This is a genomic window from Solibacillus isronensis (genome assembly GCF_023715405.1).
In the GTDB taxonomy this organism is placed as follows: domain Bacteria; phylum Bacillota; class Bacilli; order Bacillales_A; family Planococcaceae; genus Solibacillus; species Solibacillus isronensis_B.
In genome coordinates this window covers 1-19,798 of sequence record NZ_JAMBOC010000009.1, presented here as the reverse complement: position 1 = coordinate 19,798, position 19,798 = coordinate 1, and the positions used below count along the sequence as shown (strand labels likewise).

The 19,798-nt window shown below is 32.3% G+C and carries 17 protein-coding genes; 8 read left to right on the top strand and 9 right to left on the bottom strand.

Annotation, left to right across the window (positions count from 1 at the left end; translation table 11 throughout):
- The gene (locus tag M3166_RS18335) at window positions 1–1,473 is read left to right on the top strand and encodes a MutH/Sau3AI family endonuclease (protein WP_251691619.1); all 1,473 of its coding nucleotides are present in this window, start codon (window positions 1–3) and stop codon (window positions 1,471–1,473) included.
- Between the two features lie 303 nt (window positions 1,474–1,776).
- On the opposite strand, the gene M3166_RS18330 is transcribed toward M3166_RS18335, so the two are convergent.
- Window positions 1,777–2,631, bottom strand: coding sequence for an HNH endonuclease (locus M3166_RS18330; protein WP_251691617.1), 855 nt, complete (start codon window positions 2,629–2,631; stop codon window positions 1,777–1,779).
- Between the two features lie 377 nt (window positions 2,632–3,008).
- On the opposite strand from M3166_RS18330, the gene M3166_RS18325 reads away from it, so the two are divergent.
- The 4 genes from M3166_RS18325 (at window position 3,009) to M3166_RS18310 (ending at window position 10,890) form a co-directional block, all read left to right on the top strand.
- Window positions 3,009–4,529, top strand: coding sequence for a hypothetical protein (locus M3166_RS18325; RefSeq protein ID WP_251691615.1), 1,521 nt, complete (start codon window positions 3,009–3,011; stop codon window positions 4,527–4,529).
- 315 nt (window positions 4,530–4,844) lie between these two features.
- Window positions 4,845–7,091, top strand: coding sequence for a hypothetical protein (locus M3166_RS18320; protein WP_251691613.1), 2,247 nt, complete (start codon window positions 4,845–4,847; stop codon window positions 7,089–7,091).
- A gap of 33 nt (window positions 7,092–7,124) precedes the next feature.
- Entirely contained in the window at window positions 7,125–8,354 is a 1,230-nt protein-coding gene (locus tag M3166_RS18315; RefSeq protein WP_251691611.1) for a hypothetical protein, read from the top strand.
- Entirely contained in the window at window positions 8,335–10,890 is a 2,556-nt protein-coding gene (locus M3166_RS18310) for an SNF2-related protein (RefSeq protein WP_435368097.1), read from the top strand. The genes M3166_RS18315 and M3166_RS18310 overlap by 20 nt, the downstream gene beginning before the upstream one ends.
- 201 nt (window positions 10,891–11,091) lie before the next feature.
- Here M3166_RS18310 and M3166_RS18305 read toward each other — a convergent pair whose 3' ends face one another.
- Window positions 11,092–11,985, bottom strand: a complete 894-nt coding sequence (locus tag M3166_RS18305; protein WP_251691607.1) for a tyrosine-type recombinase/integrase — start codon at window positions 11,983–11,985, stop codon at window positions 11,092–11,094.
- 878 nt (window positions 11,986–12,863) lie between these two features.
- Here M3166_RS18305 and M3166_RS18300 point away from each other — a divergent pair.
- Window positions 12,864–13,424 carry a hypothetical protein gene (locus M3166_RS18300; protein ID WP_251691606.1) on the top strand — a complete coding sequence of 187 codons (561 nt, stop codon included), beginning with the start codon at window positions 12,864–12,866 and terminating at the stop codon, window positions 13,422–13,424.
- A gap of 15 nt (window positions 13,425–13,439) precedes the next feature.
- On the opposite strand, the gene M3166_RS18295 is transcribed toward M3166_RS18300, so the two are convergent.
- The 3 genes from M3166_RS18295 to M3166_RS18285 form a co-directional block, all read right to left on the bottom strand.
- Window positions 13,440–13,661, bottom strand: a complete 222-nt coding sequence (locus tag M3166_RS18295) for a hypothetical protein (RefSeq protein WP_251691604.1) — start codon at window positions 13,659–13,661, stop codon at window positions 13,440–13,442.
- A 382-nt stretch (window positions 13,662–14,043) separates the two neighbouring features.
- On the bottom strand, window positions 14,044–14,994 hold the full coding sequence (locus M3166_RS18290) for a winged helix-turn-helix domain-containing protein (RefSeq protein ID WP_251691602.1): 951 nt from the start codon (window positions 14,992–14,994) through the stop codon (window positions 14,044–14,046).
- Entirely contained in the window at window positions 14,942–15,778 is an 837-nt protein-coding gene (locus tag M3166_RS18285) for a hypothetical protein (RefSeq protein ID WP_251691600.1), read from the bottom strand. The genes M3166_RS18290 and M3166_RS18285 overlap by 53 nt, the downstream gene beginning before the upstream one ends.
- 244 nt (window positions 15,779–16,022) lie before the next feature.
- Between M3166_RS18285 and M3166_RS18280 the strand changes: the two genes are divergently transcribed.
- On the top strand, window positions 16,023–16,226 hold the full coding sequence (locus M3166_RS18280) for a helix-turn-helix transcriptional regulator (protein ID WP_251691598.1): 204 nt from the start codon (window positions 16,023–16,025) through the stop codon (window positions 16,224–16,226).
- Entirely contained in the window at window positions 16,226–16,525 is a 300-nt protein-coding gene (locus M3166_RS18275; RefSeq protein WP_251691596.1) for a hypothetical protein, read from the top strand. The genes M3166_RS18280 and M3166_RS18275 overlap by 1 nt, the downstream gene beginning before the upstream one ends.
- Before the next feature lie 63 nt (window positions 16,526–16,588).
- On the opposite strand, the gene M3166_RS18270 is transcribed toward M3166_RS18275, so the two are convergent.
- From M3166_RS18270 to M3166_RS18255, 4 genes are all read right to left on the bottom strand, one after another.
- Window positions 16,589–17,950 (bottom strand): DCC1-like thiol-disulfide oxidoreductase family protein, encoded by a 1,362-nt coding sequence (locus M3166_RS18270; protein WP_251691593.1) that lies wholly within the window; start codon window positions 17,948–17,950, stop codon window positions 16,589–16,591.
- A 15-nt stretch (window positions 17,951–17,965) separates the two neighbouring features.
- A complete protein-coding gene (locus tag M3166_RS18265) occupies window positions 17,966–18,628 on the bottom strand; it encodes a DUF5819 family protein (protein WP_251691591.1) in 663 nt (220 codons plus the stop codon).
- 74 nt (window positions 18,629–18,702) lie between these two features.
- Window positions 18,703–19,008, bottom strand: a complete 306-nt coding sequence (locus M3166_RS18260) for a hypothetical protein (RefSeq protein ID WP_251691589.1) — start codon at window positions 19,006–19,008, stop codon at window positions 18,703–18,705.
- Window positions 19,009–19,167: 159 nt separating this feature from the next.
- Complete coding sequence (locus M3166_RS18255; RefSeq protein ID WP_251691587.1) at window positions 19,168–19,476, bottom strand: hypothetical protein; 309 nt, start codon at window positions 19,474–19,476, stop codon at window positions 19,168–19,170.
- Between the last annotated feature and the right edge of the window lie 322 nt (window positions 19,477–19,798).

Genomic DNA, 19,798 nt, shown 5'->3' with positions numbered 1-19,798 from the left:
ATGGCATTGCATGAATTTAAGAGGAATGAATTAGAAACCATTTTTAAAAATGTATTAAATAAAACGCTTGGGGACGTAGATATTAAAAATGTCTTTAATCGCACAATTACTCACCCTAAAATTACTGGCATTGCTGGCGATGTTGTAGAACAATCCATTCTAGGCTATCAAGCAGATTCGGATAAAAATCCGGATTTATTAGTTGATGGAATACCTACAGAATTAAAAACAACTGGTATTCGAAACCCTAAAAAGCAAGGCGAATTTATTTATGAAGCAAAGGAGCCAATGTCAATTACTGCAGTTTCACCAGATAAAATTACAAGCGAGGAATTTGACACCTCTAGTTTTTGGCGAAAATTAGAACACATGCTACTTGTTTATTACCATTATGATTCACCCGTAACAGTGAAGGCTGCTGATTATGCAAACTTCTTTATAAAAGGCTATCACTTTCATGAGTTTTCAGATGAAGAGCGTGAAATTTTGAAGAATGATTGGCTCATAGTACGTGATTTTATTCATCATTTACAGGAAACTTATGAAAATCCAAAAGCTGAATATCCTCGCCTTTCATCGGAATTGCGTAAACAGCTCATGTTAATCGATACTGCTCCTAAATGGCCAAATGCACCTCGGTTTCGTTTGAAGCGTGCTGCTGTTTCAACATTGGTTCAAAAGCATTTCGGAGCCCAATTTGAAGAATTAGATGAAACGTATTCAAGCTTTAAGGAACTAGATGCAGAATTACATAAACTTACTGCTAAATATAAAAATAAAACTGTTCGCGAGCTAATCCTCGAATTAGATATTGATTTCGATCTAAGTACGGGTAAAGATGTGCCAAAAGGTATCTCAGAACAAATTATTATAAAAATGTTTGGTGGTACAGCTAAGAAATTAAGTAAAATTGAGCTATTTAGTAAAGTGGGTCTCGTTCCTAAAACGATTGTCCAAACGACTACTGGTGCTCGTACAGAAGATACGAAGCTATTTAAAATTGATTTTGCTGAATGGACGGACATAGATACATCGTTTGAAGACTCATTCATATATAACTACTTTAGTGGTCAGCAATTCCTATGTATCATTTTCGAAGAGCCTTCTGCAAAATCCCAACTACTTAATAATAAATTTATTGGCTTTAAACGCCTAGTATTTACTGAGGATATTTTGGAGAATGAAGTGAAGCCTGTTCGGGAAAAAATACGTGATTTAGTTAATAACTACAAATTAGTTGAAACTATTGAAATGGATAAATTCAATAAACCTCTTATTAATAAGTCAACAAACACAGTGAAAACATCACTTAACTTCCCTAAATCAAAAGACCATACATTTTTTGTACGTGGTTCTGGTACTGATTCAACTAAGAAGCCGCTTGAACTAAACGGTATACGTATGTATTCGCAGTATTTATGGATGAAGGGTAGTGTTATTAACCAGATGTTGGGAGAGGTTGAGTATATTTAAATAAACCAAACCTAGGGTGCTACCCTGGGTTTGGTTTATTTATTTTTACAATATATCTTCTATTCTATGTCGATAAACCATATATCTGCTTCAACTATGTCAGAAGTAACATACTCATCTTTAGTGGTTCTGGTGCAAATAGAAGTTGTATTTTTTTGAACATATACATCACTCCCATGCCATTTTGTAGAGGATGGTATTAGTATGTCCATGCTTTAGAGGTGAACTGCAGTTGTATAGATTTTTTGTACCAGAACCCCATCATTTCAACAAGGTTTGATTTATTTGTAGGTGTATAATCCATTACATAATACCATAAAAATTTAATAACAATTGCTTATTGATTTTAATCCCATATGTTTCATAAAATTCCTCGTGGCGTTGGTAGAGATAATCAATCATAGCTGCTTTTTCTTGTGGCATCCCATGATGAATTTTACGATGACAATTTGGACAAAGCGTAACAATATTGTCTGCAAAATCAATGGTATTTTCATAATAATCTTGTGCTGCCATCGGAATTAAGTGATGTGCCTCCATATAAGGCATTTGATTGTTAGTAGTTTTAAATGTGACATGTCTATCATCCATTTCACATTTATAGTTACTTTTTTCCTTAGCAGCAATACTTTCAGCAGAATTTCTTGGATAACTCGCACCATTCTGAGTCTGTCTTTTTCTTGGTTTTCTTTTCGGCTCAGTGATTAACTCTGTATCATTTTCAATAGTCTTAATATCACCTTTAATTGGAAAAGCGGAATTTAAAGTACTATTTAGTTCTGTATCAATAGATTCTTCCCGCATCATTTGTTTAGATGTTACATATGCTCTAAAGCATGCAATGGTAGCACTTGGAAAACGATTTTCCCTTTCGTTATATTCTTTAAAATCACTCAAGGAACTTAATCTCTCTATTTTTTTAAAATCTTTAAAATTATCAAGCTCTCCAATAGAATCTTGATAGTTTTCTTCGTATAAAATTACAAGTCTCAATAAATATCTAGCATATGAACTTGACTTACCACTTTTCTTTTTAGCATTTCCAGCTTGTTCTGTTAGTAGTTCTGCAAATTCTCTATATTCTTCATAAATCACTCCATATTTAGTTCGTGCCTGTATAAATTTTTCTTCAGTAGCTGGAATTTTTCTGAATATCATATAGTATACCGCTCCTTTAATCAGTGGATTTTATTTACCTTATTTACTTCCTGAACTATTAACTTTCTAGTTCCATCATTTATCCACTTTTTGGTGTATAAAAAAAGACTTGCCAGTCACCCGAAATACCTCACAGTTTAGGTCGAATCTAACGAGTGAAGGTAATAAAGGATGTTTGCAATGTCTGAAATTAATTGTATCAAAACATTACGAAATGAAAAAGGACTATCTATTTCCGCAATAGCCACCACCTCAAATATTGGATGAAGATCAGTTACAAAGTACACCTGTTCATCGACGTGCGCTATTTTACTTTTTAATTAGATACTAGTATATAATTAAAAAAATCTCTATTTGAAATTAAAGGAGCAGATGTAATGCAAAAAAGTATCCCAATTATTATTAGTCCATTAAATACATTTCTAAATAAGACTATATCCGAGATTGGACAAATAACCGGACTAAATACAAATTTAGTAAGTAAAAAGACTTCCATTAGTTCGTTATCTAATTCTATGTTTTCTTATGCTAATCTAAATTCAACTCAGTTAAAGAAAGATTTTAATTTAATCATTAAAACTGTCTCCTTAAAAGAAAACGGCATATCCAAAGAAGCCATGTCATTTGAACACGTTAACTTTCACAGTGTGGTAAGTGAAGATTGGGAAAATAGCTTTTTAAGAGAAAAATTTACGAATACAACATTTTTATTTATTGTATTCCAATTTGTCGGGACAGAATTATATTTTAAAGGTTTTAAAGTATGGAAGATGCCCGAAGAAACAATAAATAACGAATTAAAAAATTTCTGGTCATTATTAAAGGATAAATTAGAATTAGGTGTTACTTTAACATTGGCTAAACGAGGGGATAAAACAATTACCCTAAACAATCTACCTTCTACTAAGGATTCCAAAATAATGCATATTCGTCCTAAGGCTAGCAACGCTATGGATACAACGGAATTACCTGATGGACAACTTATTTCTAAACAGGCTTATTGGTTTAATGCTTCTTATGTTAGTCAAATTTTAGATGATCTACCTGCTCTTAAAATTAATAACGCTCAATCAGAATCAAATCAGCAAATATTTAAATACGATTATCAGCAACTAAAACCAATCCTATCTAAGGAAATCTACACAATCGATCAATTTATTAAAAATATTCAAACTATTTATGGTTCCTTTACTAAATTCGATGTTAATGAACAGCAGATTGAGGATATTGGCTATAGATTAATACCACCGTTCGTATTACATCATAATTTTTCTAGTTTAGATGAATATTTTAATAGCCAAATTTTAAAAGAACGATATTTCAAACTACCTAATGACGACGTTTGGCAAAGTCTTTTTTCACAGCGTAAGCTTGAAAACATGGAAAATAGCTACTCTATTTTTAAAATTGAAGACAATCTATACCTAACTAAAACAGCACTTGAATCCGCCAATATTGATGCATCCACTTTAATTTCTTATAGAGAGTCTGTTGAAACATTTGTGCCAAAGGATCAATATTTCACTTTAACCTCTTTAAAAGATAGTGGTTTCCGTCATCCAATTGAAGAATTTGGGTTCGAAATCCTATTTTATGAATCTCTTTTAAAAAGACCAGGTCGTTTAAAATACCTAAACATTTGTGGTCAATTATTTTTTATTAAGAACCCGTTAAAACCGGATCTATCACATTTTTTGGCAAAATTATTTACAACTACAAATCAATCCGTTTTATCAGTGGATAAGATTATAGAACAAACACAAGACACTTTTGGTGTGAAATTTAATTTTGATGCTCTCGATAATTTACTTAAATCAACCTCCATTGATCAATATTACTCAGATTCACTATGTAAGCTTTTTGTCGCTAAAAATGAGTATCTTAATTTCATTCAATAAACCCTCCCCTATTCGATCCGCTAGGTTGAGTAGGGTTTTTTATTCATCATGTTGTATATTCGCTTGATTTCTACCATTCCTATTGTAATTACTTATAAATTACCTCAGACTTAGTTAGGGATATAAGACTATAATGGAACTGAGGCGAAAGAAATAAAACAGATATCTAAATCAAATAAATATAGCCTATATCATTTAATAGGTCATATAAGCCTAGCCACTGTCAAAAAAATCATTGATACATATCAATTAAGCGTTAATGATTTCTTAGAGGAAAGCCAACAATTAATTGAAAAAGTGGGTTCAAAAAAGGGTATGATTACTAAGGTCCAAGGTATTTTGCGTGCCTTGCCTGACGAACAATTAACGCAACCCAGCATAAAACATTTAGCTGCTACCGGTTTATCTGAAAACATCATTAAATTATTACAATCTTATAATATCGTGTATGGAGATTTACAAGATTTAAAATTACCGAAATTCGTTGCACTTACTTCCGGTAATTGTCGTGAATCCACATATCAACGTATTATGGATGCATATAGTGAATTTGAAAATTTGCTTTTTAAAAACCATTCTAACCTTGATAGAGAATTTTTATTGAAAAGTTTTTTAGACTCCCTTGGGCCTGATGAGTTTTTCACAGCCAATCAATTTTTAGATAAAAATCCTACACTTAATTCGGAAGACCTTGTTTTTTTTATAAAAAAAGACTTACTTTATAAAGAAGGTGTATGGTACAGAAAAAAGTATAAAGAATTACAAGTGCATATTAATACAAATTCCAATGTGAAACATATAGATGTTTTTCTTAGCCGAATAAATGGTAAAACTATGCAAGAGGTAGCTGATCAACAAAAGGTTTCTCGTCAGACTATTTCGAACCGTGAAAAAACAATTCTTAAATTAATACCTTTTACTGAGGAAGAAGCATTATACAAAAAGTTTTTTGAATATTTCAGCTGTTCCAAAAATTTGTTTTGTGATCTATTTAATGAGCCTGAGAGTATTTATAATTTCCTGAATATTAGGTTTGAAAAAGGTGTTAAGCATTTACTGAATAATATAGGTGATTACCCATTTACAGAACAGCAACGAAAGATTATTCTTCGATACTATAATGGATTTATTAATCATAAGAATCAGTTAACGGCATTGAATAAATTGGCAGTATTTGAAGATGTGCTTTACTATCACGGTAGAAATTCATCAAATGATAATTCCCTTTTCCAAAAATATAATGAACATATTATTACACACAACTATGACATTGAATTAGCTAAAGATGCAGCTGAGCTTCGTGGATTACAAGAAAGAAGTTCCTATGCCTTGCATGATCGTAGTAAAAAATATCGGTATTTTGATTTCACTCAATTAAATGAAGATGAGATTACTTATTTAAAAGAACTCTTAAATCTTCCACCTGGTATCTATAATATGAAAAAAATCCATTATGAAAATCTAGATTTCATGAAATCAATAGATATTCATAATGAACATGAATTACACAATCTATACAGGGCTTTTATCCCTATAAAGAACGTCACTTACAATCGCATGCCTGAATTTTCTATTGGTAATATTGAGAAGAAAAATTTTATTATCCATCTATTTTTCGAGCGAGCGCCAATCCATATCGATGATTTTATAAACTATGTTCATAATGTATATTACTTACAAAAGAACTCATTAAAAAGCTATCTACAAATGGAACTTTCTGAGTACATTAGCGAAGAAATTATCCAAGTAGAGTATCAAGAGGTAACAGACGAAGAAATAAATTATCTAAAATCCATTTTAACATCTGATATTCACACGATTGATGAAATTGTTGAATTAGGTTCTCAAAAAGTAGAAGACTTCTCTACTCGATTTATAAATAACATGCTACTAAATAAGCTGGGTTTCAGTATTCGAGGGCAATTTATATTGATTAATGAATATAAAGCTGTCGAAAGATATTTTACCGATATAATTCTTCAGCAAGATTATTTTTCCAACGAAAGATTACCTGTTCAACGAACACAAAGTTTTTGGAAAACTATTTATGATTTAGAAAAAAACCTGGATATTTTTAAATTAGATAGCGATATGTATATTACTTTAGGTAAATTAGAACAGGTTGGTATTTCAAAATCTACAATTATTGATTTTCAATCTAAGGTGAAAGCATTTATTGAAAAAGAACAATATTTTTCTCTAGCACTCCTTCAAAAAAATGGATTTTCTCATCAATTATTAGACTTAGGGTTTGAAAACATATTCTACAATCGTATTTTATGGGCAGATTCAGAGATTAAAGGCATTACTTTATCAGCTGGTTACATCTTTATCCTTCAAAAAAGGGATGTATCACTGGTTGACTTTTTAGAATCGCTTGTTCAGGAACATGAGACAATTGATGCATACGACTTAATTGAACATATATATGAAAAATATAAGGTTCGAATTGAGTTGCAAAAGGCTATTACGCTGTTACAAAACACCGAGGTTTATTATTCTCCTGAACTATCAAAATTCTACTGTGATAAAGATACGTTCTTCGAGGAAATTTACAAATAAATTAACACAAATACATTCAACAAGGAGATATATATGACTACAAATACTCAAGTCTTTTTAAATGATTTAATCGCAAAAAATATTATCAAAGAAACGGATGGAACTAGAAAGTTAACAATTCAGGGAGTAACTAAAAATTATAAGGTTTATCGTATCCCTCCTGAGTATCTGCACTATAACATTAAAAACGGACGTATTATTAGTTCAATTAATCGTTACGAAGCAGAAGGAAATGTATTAAATCTTACTGACAAGGTGGCATATAATAACATCTTGCAACAATACATCGTCGAATCAAATAGTGTTGCTCTACAATCAACTAAAGCAAACATAAAACTTTTTGGCCAACGTTTACCGGGTGTTGTTTTAAATGACGGGCGGGTAATTGATGGCAACAGAAGGTTTACTTGTATCCGCCTTATCAACGCAGAAGATGGTGCCAACCTATACTTTGAAGCAGTAATTTTAGATCAAGCTGAAGGTCTAACAGATAAAGATATTAAACGTTTGGAGTTAAATTTACAACATGCGGAAGAACGTCCTGTAGATTATGATCCCATTGATAATTTAGTGGAAGTTTATACTGTTATTGTTAAAGATAAATTATTTACTGTGGAAGATTATGCTCGCAATACTAATAAGAGAAAATCTGAAGTAGAAAAGATGGTGAAAAAGGCGATTCTAATGGCTGAGTTCCTTGAATTTATCAATGCGAAAGATAAATATTATGTAGCTCGAGACTTAAATTTAGATGGTCCATTACAAGAGGTTATGGGAATTCTAAATAAAGAAGATTCATCTGATGAAGTAGAATTCTTACGCGTAAAAAATGCCTTATTTACTGCATTAGCAATTCCATACCGAGGTGACACTACTCGTTATATCCGCGATATAGGGAAAGACATTTTAAGTGCTGATAATCGCGAGGAGTTTTTAGAAGAGTATGAAGATATCGTAGAAGACGTATACGAAACTTTTCAAGAGGAAGAGAACGTTACAAAAGAAGTTATTCGTAAAGTTAATGCCGATTTAGAATCTAAAAAGAAATCTGAATCAATTATTGAAGATAAAATCACAACAACACGTATTACAAATATCCAAGGCAAACCAGTTGATTCTTTAAAACGTTCAATTACGACTTTAGAGTCTATTGATACAGATCAAATTTCTCGTTTAGATGCCACTTCTAAACAAGAATTCAAATCATTAATGGATAACATTAATGCAACAATGAAATTATTCGGTGAGAAGCTTGGTATATAAGGAAATCCCTCTTAAGCCATCTTATTATACGACAACCTCAGACATTGTGAATGAGTTTTACAATCCGGTCCTTCAAATAGCGACCTCTTATGATCGAGTAAGTGGTTACTTCAGTTCTAAAGCCCTTGCAGCTTATGCAAAGGGCTTGAACGGCCTCATCAAAAATGATGGGAAAATGCGGCTTATTATCTCTCAAGATATCAGTGAAGAAGACTTTGCCATTATTAAAGAAGGCTACGATCTCCGAGAACAGCTTACTGATAGCCTATTAGCGAAGTTAGATGACCAATTAACTATTGATGAACAGATTAATTTTTATAATCTAGCTCATTTAATTGCCTTAGATAAGGTAGATATTAAGATTGGCTTCAAAACATCTGGTATATTCCATTCAAAATTTGGAATATGTGAAGATGCAGATGGAAATGTGATTTACTTCACTGGCTCTAACAATGAAACATACGCAGCAATTGAAAATAACTTTGAATCATTTGACATCACAACATCCTGGCTCGCATCTCCATTTGATTTACAAAAAATAGTACATGCTCGCCAAGAATTCAATACTCTTTGGGCAAACAAAGCTCAAATGATGAATGTTCATGTTAAGAATATTAATGAAATTATCAAACAAAAAATCATGTCATTCGATAAAGGGAGACTTATTTTGAATCCAGAAATGTTAATCGAAGATGCATTAATCTTATCTATTAATGATAGTCAGTTAATTTTAGAAGACACGCTAACCTCTTATACAATTAAACCAAAAGATTATGCATTACAAAAACTAGCACCATATTTAGATGGTGATTACCCTACCTTTAAATCCGACTTAAACTATATCGAGATGAAGGAAGTCATTAAAATACTAGAACGTTTTGCTAATCGTAAAAAATTCAATTTCATTGTCGGTAGCGAATTGACGAATTTCCTTGAACAGCAAGCTTATTGGATTGAAGAACGCTCAAAGTATGCCCTCTTACTGAAATCGCAGGACGAACAAATTTTTGAACGCTTTGATGAGTTCCAAAAAATTGTAAGTAGTGAACTGCACCGGCCTTTACGTGAAATGCAAATGTGGAGTGCATTCTACATGCACCAAATGAAAAGGGCTGCGAACTTTTCTGTTCCGGGTGCTGGGAAAACTTCAATGATTTATGGAGTTTTCTCATATCTAAACTCGCCTGCAATCAATGCTATCGACCGTATTGTAATGATTGGACCAAAAAACTCATTCTTATCATGGAAACTAGAGTTTGCGGAGAACTTTGGTAATAAAAAAGAGCTACGATTACTCGATATCCATGATGAAGATGCTCCCATTATCCAGCTAGAAATTAATAGTCTGAATAAGAACCTAATATTAATTAACTATGAGTCTCTTCAAAAATACGAAAATATCTTAATGGAGATTATCGATGAACGTACAATGCTTGTATTTGATGAAGTGCATAAAATCAAAGGGGTCCGAAGTAAACGTGCACAAGTAGCAAAGAAAATTGCTGAAAAACCGCTTTATAAGTATGTTTTAACGGGAACACCTATTCCGAATACTTATGAAGATATCTTTAACTTCTTAAATATTCTATATACCGATGAATATAAAAAATTCTTTAACTTTAAAATCAATGATTTAAAAAATCCTGACGTAATAAAAATGGAGAAAATCAATGATAAACTCTATCCATTCTTCTGGCGTACAACAAAAATAGAACTTCAAGTGCCTCCTGCAAATCTAGATGATATTATCAAGGTACCAGCAAACCATTTAGAACAGGAGATTATTGATTTACTCTACAAGAAATATGCAGGAAACCCATTCCATCTATATATTCGTCTCATTCAAGCATCTGCAAATCCTGAGTTGCTCTTAAAGGCGATTAATCGTATTGAAATGTACGGCGAGGAAAGTCAGTTAAATTGGTATAACAACTTTGATGAGGACGCAATTGTATTTACAGAGGACGAAATTCAAACAATTAAACATGTAAAGACTACCTCTAAATATCAAGCTGCTATTGATTTAGCTACAGATTTACACACCGAGGGCAAACAAAGCTTAATATGGTGTATGTTTGTTAATACAATTGATAAAGTATACGCTGATTTAACAGCAAAAGGCATCAAAGCAGCTGTAATCTACGGTAATACACCACAGCAAGAACGCGAAAAAATTATAGAGGCATTCAAACGGACTGAAATTAATGTTTTAATTACGAATCCACATACGCTTGCCGAGTCTGTTTCTTTACACCGTACTTGCCATGATGCGATTTATTTAGAGTATTCGTTCAATCTAACACATATGTTGCAATCTCGGGACCGTATTCACCGCCTAGGATTGAAAGATACCGACTATACTCAGTACTATTACTTCATGCTTGAAGGTCAAGAAGGAGCACACAATACGATTGATGAGCGTATTTATAATCGCTTGAAAGAAAAAGAACAACGAATGCTTGATGCGATTGAACGAGGGATTTTAGAGCCCGATCCTGAAGTAGATTATACGGAGATTTTAGAGTTGTTTAGCTAAAAATAGGTTTATGAACATCTCTATCAAACCCTAATAAAATCCCTTTAAATGAAAATCTATTTAGCTACCATTTTGTAGACAACTTCTTAGCCCTGCTCTAATCAATGTTTGAACAGGGCTAAGAAGTTGTTTTTGTCTATTAACTCGTCTATAAATAGGTTTATATAAATCGTATATTTAAGTAATCATTTCCTATCTGCATCACAAATAATCATCCACATCATCCGACCGTAAATTAATATAATGCTCCATAATCGTCTGATGTGACTTATGACCAGACTGCTTGGCGATTGTTGGAATATCAGCACCCTTCTGATACATGGCCGTAATCTGTGTTTTACGGAAAGTATATGGTGCAAAGCCAAGCCAGCTTTGAATTGCTTGATTATAGCTCACTTCACTAATTTGACGGCTTGTATGGTTGCCCCATTTATCGGCTGCACCGACGAAATAATCTTCGGCAATCAGTTCACTTGCTGTTATATAATTTCTAACCGCCTGCACGCACTCGAGCGTCAGGCGTTTTTCTTTCATATCACCTTGTTTCACCATCATCACCTGAACTGTTCGATTTTCTAAATCAAAGTCACTCACTTTGATTCGCACCATTTCCGAAGGGCGATTGGCAGTGATTAAATTTACGAGACAAATCGCACGCTTACGGATATCACTTTTCTTCCCTGTGTCGTAGCGATCGATTAAACGTAGCACATCCGTTTGTTTCTCGGCCCGAATTCCACGCATCGATTTTAGGCGCAGATAATCTTCCTCATTATAGAGTGATCGCAGCATTTTCACACCTAACTCTTGCTCATTCGTCATCTGCAGTCCGTATTGATTAACCAACCAGTATTTCACTCCTGCAAATCTGCGGTTAAATGTTGAAAGGCGTACATGTTGTTGTGTAATGAGTTCGTGTAAATAGAGTTCAAGCGAATCAAAATTCAAAGCTAAAAAGTTTTTCTCACAGAATACCTGAAATAAATTGAAATCCGGCTTATACATATCCAGTTTCTTCTTTTTCATCGCTTGAATCGTTTCATCTTTCTGTTGCTGCATCTTATACTGTTGCAAAGAAAACAGAGTTTCTTCCATTATATATACCTCCCTATTTCATTTCGTTTTTTTTGATGCATTTCTTTTCTCATCTATTTTGTTTCCGCCTTAATCCCTTGCAGTTCTTCAAAAAAAATTTCTACTTTTGTTAAGTAGATTCCCAAAAAGTATAGTTTGGTCAAAAATGATTTGAAATCACAGGGGTTTTCAAGGGAACATATGTTTCTATCAGTATACCATAATCAACCTTAAACAAGCATTATTTTTTAAGGTTGATATTTTTTATACCTTAAAATAATATTTAGGTTCAGAGGCCATTTAATTACCAGCAAATATTGTTGAATGAAGAGAAATCGTATTAATAATAATATATAATAGAAGGAAAATAACAATTGGACTGAGAGCTAAGAATAAAAAAATTTGTATGACCACTACTAAGTCTATAAAGATAATCAATTCCAATAGGATTTCAGTGAGACTTGGATAAACGAAATACACGAGTATTAGGTTCAAAGTACTTTCCCTTAAAACCAGTTGTGATTTTATTAAAAAACAACCTTATTGAATCCTATTTAAACCAATAATTTAATTTTTGACCTACGAAGCCAGTAGTCGCTGTTATACTCTTATAAGCATCTTTTCAAAAAAACTGAAAAATTATAATAATTTGTGAAATACTTTTATTTATGTTATATTTAAAGATGGTATGATTAGTATCTATAATAAAATTTTAAAACTGAAAGAAACCTAAATAAATTTAAAACTGAAAAAATATAATAGAAAATAAATATTCATATAACTAATAAAATTATTAAAGTATAAATAAACTCTAAATAAAACTTATAGAATCCAAATCATAGACCTAATACCGCAATAAGTAATAGGTCCATTTATTATTTGAAAAAGGAGGGTCTCTCATGACAAGACCTTTTGTCCTTACTTTCAAAAATGGAGAAAATTTAGAGATTGCACAAAATGTTTTCCTACTTACTGAAAGCCAAAGGGATGAACTAATTAATTACGCAAAACTATTTACTAAACAAGAATTATTAGGTAGCCAATCGGGTATAAAAATTAAGATGGCAACAGAACAAATGAAGCAAGTGATTTCTTATAAAGATAAGCTTCTTAAAGGGTATGATGGAAAACAGGCTTTAGAAGATGATCTTATTGAATTTAAGGAACATGCTTTTGATAGAATTTACGAGCGTTTTTTCAATTCAGACGAAATAGAATTTGATGAACTATTAGTTAAATTGATCGATGTATTGATTAACTCTTCTGAGGTACATGAAAAATTCGAATGGAAAGGTTACTCCAATCTGTCGTTTTCGTTTAGAGGATTAGACTTTAACTTAGGATTTGACACAATTACAATTGTATCTGCCTTAACAAAAGATACAGCAATTATAATTACTGGATTTAAGAAATCTTTCAAAAATGCTTTAGGTATAAAAATTAAGAAGCCCACAATTTAGTGGGCTTCTTAATTTTTATACATTATCAAATTCAATTTCGGATATATTATTTCGCTTCATAAATGTCATAAGTTTTGCAATTTTAAGTGCTACACGTCCAGGTAGGTGTAATTCGTCTGATCCATCAATAGCAACAATGTAAGGGACATTTTTAATAAGCAAGCCATCACGTGACAAATTTTTAAATACTACTTCACGATGAGATTTGTTAAACTTTTCTGCCATAATTACAGACATTTTCACTCCTCCTAACATGTTAAAACACCTTAATTAGTATATAGAAAAAAAATATATATATCAACTTCAAGGTATTATAAAGAATACCCTTTATTTAAGCTAATCAAACAAAATAATCAAATAATTATTTTGAATTTTTAAACCATTATAACATGGTAAGTTTTAGATTTCCAGTATAGATAAAAAATTTAAAATCACTAAACTTATTAATGTTATTATTGGATATATTCAAAAAAGTAATAAATTATAATCAAAAAGGTTCACCTATCCAAAAACATTTACAGCTAGATCATTTCTAGATATTTTATAAGTAGTTAATTTTCCCTTTGTTTATTTGAACAATACGAACAGAGCAACATAGCTATATGGTTATATTGCTTTTTTATCTACAAGAAATCCTTCTATAATCTACGCCTTTAAATACCTGTAAAGGAACTGAAAGAATCAGTTTATATCCATTCTCCTCAAACTTAATAAAATCTGTTCCAGAAAGGATCTCAAAGGCTTGGGATAATTTTCTCCGCAACGAAGAAATATTACGTTTCACCACAGTAGAATTCGGATTATCCAATGCGATTTCAGGCCATACATAATCAAGTATTAGAGATTTTGAAACAAAGGCTGTCTCATTCAATACCAAGAAAGATAAAAGCTCGGCTTCTTTTGGGTTCAATGAAACTTCTGTATCGCTAGTAATTAAAGCATTATATGATGTGTGGAGCGTAAGGATACAACACATATTCTCACGTGTTTTCTGCAAGGCTTCTTCAAGGCACTCTTCTCTTTCTTCACGTTTCTGTCGTGAAATAACACGTCTTTCATCAGCCAAATTTCTATATTTCTCGATAAACAATGTCCATTCACTTTTTACATCCAATGCTTCTGCATGCTCAAACTGTTCCTTTCCTCGGTGATGTAGCTTAATTTTTTTGTATGCACAACCCATTAAGGCAAAGAGCTTGATTTTTTCCTTCTCGGATAGTTTATATTTGAAAGCTTCATTCGCATAAAACAGCACTGCCTCCCACTTTTCGTGATCCCCATTGATAAATGCGAGACGGTAATATATCTCCGAATGAGTAGGTTCCAGATCAATCACACGCTTCAATAAACTTTCGGCCCGGTTCATATTTCCATGGTGCATCTTTTCATTACGGGCCTTTTCCAGTAATAAATTGGCTTGCTGTTTGTTATAATGCGCAAAGTTAAATGAATCTACCTTGCTTAGCTTTTCGTAAAGTTGTATCCCTTCTTCGTACCATTCATCCGAATCCTCTTCTTTAGACAGCCATAGATCTTCTTTTTCGAGTAGTAATTCCTTTTTCGTCAGCATACAGATCCCCCTCCTTGACTACTTTATACATCCAGTCTTCTAGGATAAAATATCCTTCAAGATCGGAAAAATTTTCAACAAAATTCTTTTGGAAACGTTTAAAGTTCGCACTTTTTAATTCGCGGATTTCGGCAGCATGCGCTTCCAGTACCTCTGCCATTCTTAATGTGTCCTGATGAATTTTGTGCAAGCACCAGTTCTGTGTTGCTTTAGCACGCAATTCGGCGCCTGTATAGCCCTCATAGACTACTTCCCAATCATAATTTAAATTCAATTCATTAAGATACATGCGTTGTACAGTCGCAAACCATACGCCCATATATGGACCTGCAAACTGGAAGCGCGGTGCTTTTTTCAGATGACCGTTACATCCTGCATGAGTGGCGATTCCAGCCAGATTTGCAGACTTTACGAAACGTGCCATGTTATATTCCAATTGAAAAGCATTTACACGGAAACCGTAGCGACGGTTTGCAAAAAAGCGCCAATGTTGGTGATATTCTGCCCGATTGATTTCAAAAGGTCTTCCTCCAGCTGTTAAGATCTTTTTCATCTTTAATATCGGCATCTGATTGACCAAAATTTCGATTTTATCTTCTCCATACGTCATGTATGGAATAGTTAATTTGTTTAAAACCAATTTTACATCTTCCACATCTTTTTTGGCACAATTTTTCGAAAAGAATAATACGTCTTCTTTTACTTCCACAAACAGTCCTCGCATTACTAATGCCTCTGCCACTTTTTCTGTTGCCGTCATTAACTCTAAATTCAATAAATTCATTTATTCCAGCTCCCTATGATTTGTTACCCTTAGTATATAAAAGTACCGGTTACAGATTTGTAACCGGACTCATTCCTAACCCCCGTTGTATAGATGCCTTTTTTGAAAGCCCTTGCTACCGCAGGAATTAAAATTATGAACTAAAATGTAATATTTTCTTTACTTTTAGTAAGAAATACATTACAATTTGAATTGTATTGGAATACTGAATAATTAAAAAATTCATTCAGAAAAGAGGGATACCGTGCTAGATAATAAAATTCATATTGGAAGGGTTGAAAAAAAAATGACCCAACAGCAACTAGCTGATGCAGTGGGAGTTAGTAGACAAACAATAGTAGCGTTAGAAAAGAATAAGTACAATCCATCTTTAATATTAGCCTTTAAAATTTCTGATGCTTTGGGTAAAGAAATCACAAGTATATTTGAATATAAGGAGGAACTTTAATGTTTACATTAATTACAAGTTTAGTTTTTGGTTTAATAATATTAGTAATACTTTCCGAACTATATAAAATGACTTTCGAGCGTAGTAAAGAATCAAAAGACGAAAGAGGGCAGTTGCTTATTTTAAAAATTAAATCATTTTCTTACGGACTGTTAACAATAGGAATATTAAGTGGCGTTGTACTAGTTGCTATCCTTGATTTAATGAATAAAGAGTTGTTCATCTACTACGTTATGATTGTATTCTTCATTCAGAGTATAGCCTCTTCTATTTATTTATCTGTTGCGAGAAAGCTTTAAGCACATATTTAATTCTTCCTAAAAATAACACTTCTAATTAGTTAGAAGTGTTATTTCATAACCTTAAACTTCTTTTTCTTGCTTCTCTAAAGGTAGTAGACAATCAACATCACATGAACCAGTAGGGAAAATGGTTCTTCTTTTTGCAATCATATCGTAAACTTTCTGGCCAATACCTAAAAAAATTGAAATATTAATAAAAGGAACAAATAACCATAAAAGTGGGATACTTTTACACACTCGATTTATGCTATAAATTCCAGCTTCAATTTTTCCATTACGTTTTAAAACAGAATGCATTCTATTTTCTAAATCTTCCATACTAATTCCATACTTTTTGGCAACACCTGATTCTCTAAAAGAAACAAATTCTAAACGTTTCAACCAATCTAAACTTTGGAACCTTTTTATGCTTTTCGTACAGAATGGACACCATCCATCATATAAGATGAGGACTAATGATTCTGATTCATTTATAGTTTTTTGAGATTTGGGCTTAAATAGGTAGCGTATTCTCTCATATCTTTTTTTACTAAACACACCAATCCATCTATATTCTTTATCCGTTAAGAACAATAGCTGATTTGCTATCATAATAAATGAAAAACTAAATAAACCCATTACTACAAAGATACCTGTATGCATTCCAATTACGCCAAGCATCCCAATATATTTTGTCTTTTTATTAAACAATAAAAATGGAAAAGCTAGTTGAACAATTATTGCTAAATATGCTCCTACAACTATAAAGAAATCTGATGCGAATATAATATCCTTAAAAAATGGATGCGAAAATTCATTTACTTGTAAAATATAATAAATAGCTGTTCCGTTTTGCCACAGTTCTCCCATCGCCTTATGAAGTCCTGAAGTAAAATAAAGAATACAAACTTGAACAAGAAAAGCAAGTATAGCTAAATTATGGAGTAAAAATCTTAAAGATAGTTTACTACTTAAGTTAGTATTTACTTTCTTTTTGTAAGCTCTAATCTGTGCATCTACTGAGAAATATTGTGTAGTATCTGCAAATATCAAATAAAATAACATGATACGTAATATATTATCGCCTCCATCCAGTATCAAATTATTATGACTCATTAACGACCAAACAAAAATAAAGTTTAATACTGATATTAACCTACCTTTATACCCCATTAAAAATACAATAGCAATTAAGATTCCGAGATGAAAAATAATATTAAAGTATAAATTGGAAGTACTAAGGCTATACAGAGAAAGATTGTATAAAAAAGATTCTGTTGCACTGTCTGTACCAACTAAACCATTTGGACCCCATAAAAAATATCGTTGTGAATAATGAATGGTATAGTTATAAAGAATGATTAAACCAAAAGCTATACGAATTAAACTAGCACCTACTAACATATGCTTTTTTTGATTTAGTAGGTTAAATTTATTAATCATATTTTTCACCTCGTTTTAGAATATAGATACTACATTTTGTACCTTTTGCCAATCAAATTCAATGTAACGTTCTTCTACTTCTACAGAATCCATTCCATTTTTGGAGAAAGGAATAGGGTTAGATTCTACCAAAAGTACTTTAAACTCTAAAACTTCATCAGTAGGATATGCAGTTCTTAAATGTGCCTCAGCATATCTATATAATAATTTATCTGACATTTCTACTTGTTGTTCTTTTTTTTCATTATTTATTAAGTCTTCATACTTTTCTTGTTCCAACTTTCCTTCATTAACTTTACTAATAATCTTTTGAATGGTTTCGTCACCTTCTAATCTCAAGCTATATGCAGCTCTAGGAATTCGTAACAAACGATTGTATGGTGTAAAACGATTCTTTTGATTTTCTTCAACCATATAGTCAAGAATATCTAGCCAACCAGTAGTAATAACACCTTGATCCGTCTGTAGCTTTGCTTGTACATAAAAGTGACTATTCGTTGTAACAGGGGTTGGAGCAAATAATTTCCAATTTTGTGTAAAAACAGGCTCTATATAAAGATTAATTTCATCATTATATTTTGCTTTAACTGGATTAGATGGTGCATTATACACAAGCGTTAAAGAAAAATGAAAGATAAATCCTATACATAAAATTACAGCTACTATATGCCTCCACATAAAAAACACCTCTCTAATTAAGATACGTACTTATTTTTTAGTCCCTGTTCCAAAATCGAACAGGGACTAAAAAATTAGTTATCAAAAGATTCTTTTATATCTTCGTAATTATAATTATTCAGATGAACTGCATTATCTCCAAAAACAGCATTTGTAACTGCTTTTCCTGCAGCTTTACCTACACTAAAAGCCCCTCCTAGAAGTGCAGCTCTACTTAAAGCTGCTATAACTGTTGGTTGATATTCTTCATCTTTTAGTGTCTGATTAATTGTAATTTCCTTTTCTGTTATTGGTGCAGCGCTTACTGCATTTGAGCATAATCCTACTCCTCCTGCAAATAACGACAATGCTAATCCTGATGCTAATAGTTGCTTTTGCAATTTGCTTTCACCTCTCAAATTATTACTTAAAATCAAAGGTCTCTATAATTTCTTTATAGTTATAATAAAAAGAGATTTTACATTAGACTTACCAAAAACAGCTTTCGGAGTTAATCCAGCTATAAAAAAGTCAATGCTAATCCCGATACAAATAATTGCTTATTGTAAATCAAAAGATTCAATAACTGTTTCATATTCATAAGAAGCAGGATCTTCAATTGAGTTTCCTAAAAGAGCATTAGCTGCAGAAGTTCCTGCTACAAATCCACCTACCCAAGCTGCACCTTTTAGAGCACCTTTTCCTACCGCTGCCCAAATCATCGGACGTACTTCATCGTCTTTTAAAGAATTCTCAATTGTAATCGCTTTTTCATTTATTGGAGCTGCTCCTACTGAACTTGAGCTTAAGCCTGCGCCTCCTACTAATATTGATAACGCCAGCCCTGATGCTAATAACTGCTTTTTCATCTTATTCCCTCCCTTAATTTAGGAAGTTTATCAACTTTTGATATAAAATAAACTTTTCACATTTAACAAGGTCATGAGCCAACAATTAAGTATAGAACTCATATCGTGGCGTTTATTTTTACTTTCTGTTGATAAACCCCCTTAAAAAATTAATCGTTTAAGTCAAATGAACCAACTACATCTTCGTAATTATAATCAGCTGCAGGCTCAATACTGCTTCCAAAAACTGCATTTGCTGCTTTTTCACCTACAACCCATCCAGCTCCCCAAGCAGCTCCTTTTAATGCTGCTTGTCCTACTGCTGCCCAAACCATCGGACGCA

Excerpts from the sequence above, each read along its gene's own strand:
- M3166_RS18335 (WP_251691619.1), top strand. The coding sequence starts at position 1 with ATGGCATTGCATGAATTTAAGAGGAATGAATTAGAAACCATTTTTAAA.
- M3166_RS18330 (WP_251691617.1), bottom strand. The coding sequence starts at position 2,631 with ATGATATTCAGAAAAATTCCAGCTACTGAAGAAAAATTTATACAGGCA.
- M3166_RS18325 (WP_251691615.1), top strand. The coding sequence starts at position 3,009 with ATGCAAAAAAGTATCCCAATTATTATTAGTCCATTAAATACATTTCTA.
- M3166_RS18320 (WP_251691613.1), top strand. The coding sequence starts at position 4,845 with ATGATTACTAAGGTCCAAGGTATTTTGCGTGCCTTGCCTGACGAACAA.
- M3166_RS18315 (WP_251691611.1), top strand. The coding sequence starts at position 7,125 with ATGACTACAAATACTCAAGTCTTTTTAAATGATTTAATCGCAAAAAAT.
- M3166_RS18305 (WP_251691607.1), bottom strand. The coding sequence starts at position 11,985 with ATGGAAGAAACTCTGTTTTCTTTGCAACAGTATAAGATGCAGCAACAG.
- M3166_RS18300 (WP_251691606.1), top strand. The coding sequence starts at position 12,864 with ATGACAAGACCTTTTGTCCTTACTTTCAAAAATGGAGAAAATTTAGAG.
- M3166_RS18295 (WP_251691604.1), bottom strand. The coding sequence starts at position 13,661 with ATGTCTGTAATTATGGCAGAAAAGTTTAACAAATCTCATCGTGAAGTA.
- M3166_RS18290 (WP_251691602.1), bottom strand. The coding sequence starts at position 14,994 with ATGCTGACGAAAAAGGAATTACTACTCGAAAAAGAAGATCTATGGCTG.
- M3166_RS18285 (WP_251691600.1), bottom strand. The coding sequence starts at position 15,778 with ATGAATTTATTGAATTTAGAGTTAATGACGGCAACAGAAAAAGTGGCA.
- M3166_RS18275 (WP_251691596.1), top strand. The coding sequence starts at position 16,226 with ATGTTTACATTAATTACAAGTTTAGTTTTTGGTTTAATAATATTAGTA.
- M3166_RS18270 (WP_251691593.1), bottom strand. The coding sequence starts at position 17,950 with ATGATTAATAAATTTAACCTACTAAATCAAAAAAAGCATATGTTAGTA.
- M3166_RS18265 (WP_251691591.1), bottom strand. The coding sequence starts at position 18,628 with ATGTGGAGGCATATAGTAGCTGTAATTTTATGTATAGGATTTATCTTT.
- M3166_RS18255 (WP_251691587.1), bottom strand. The coding sequence starts at position 19,476 with ATGAAAAAGCAGTTATTAGCATCAGGGCTGGCGTTATCAATATTAGTA.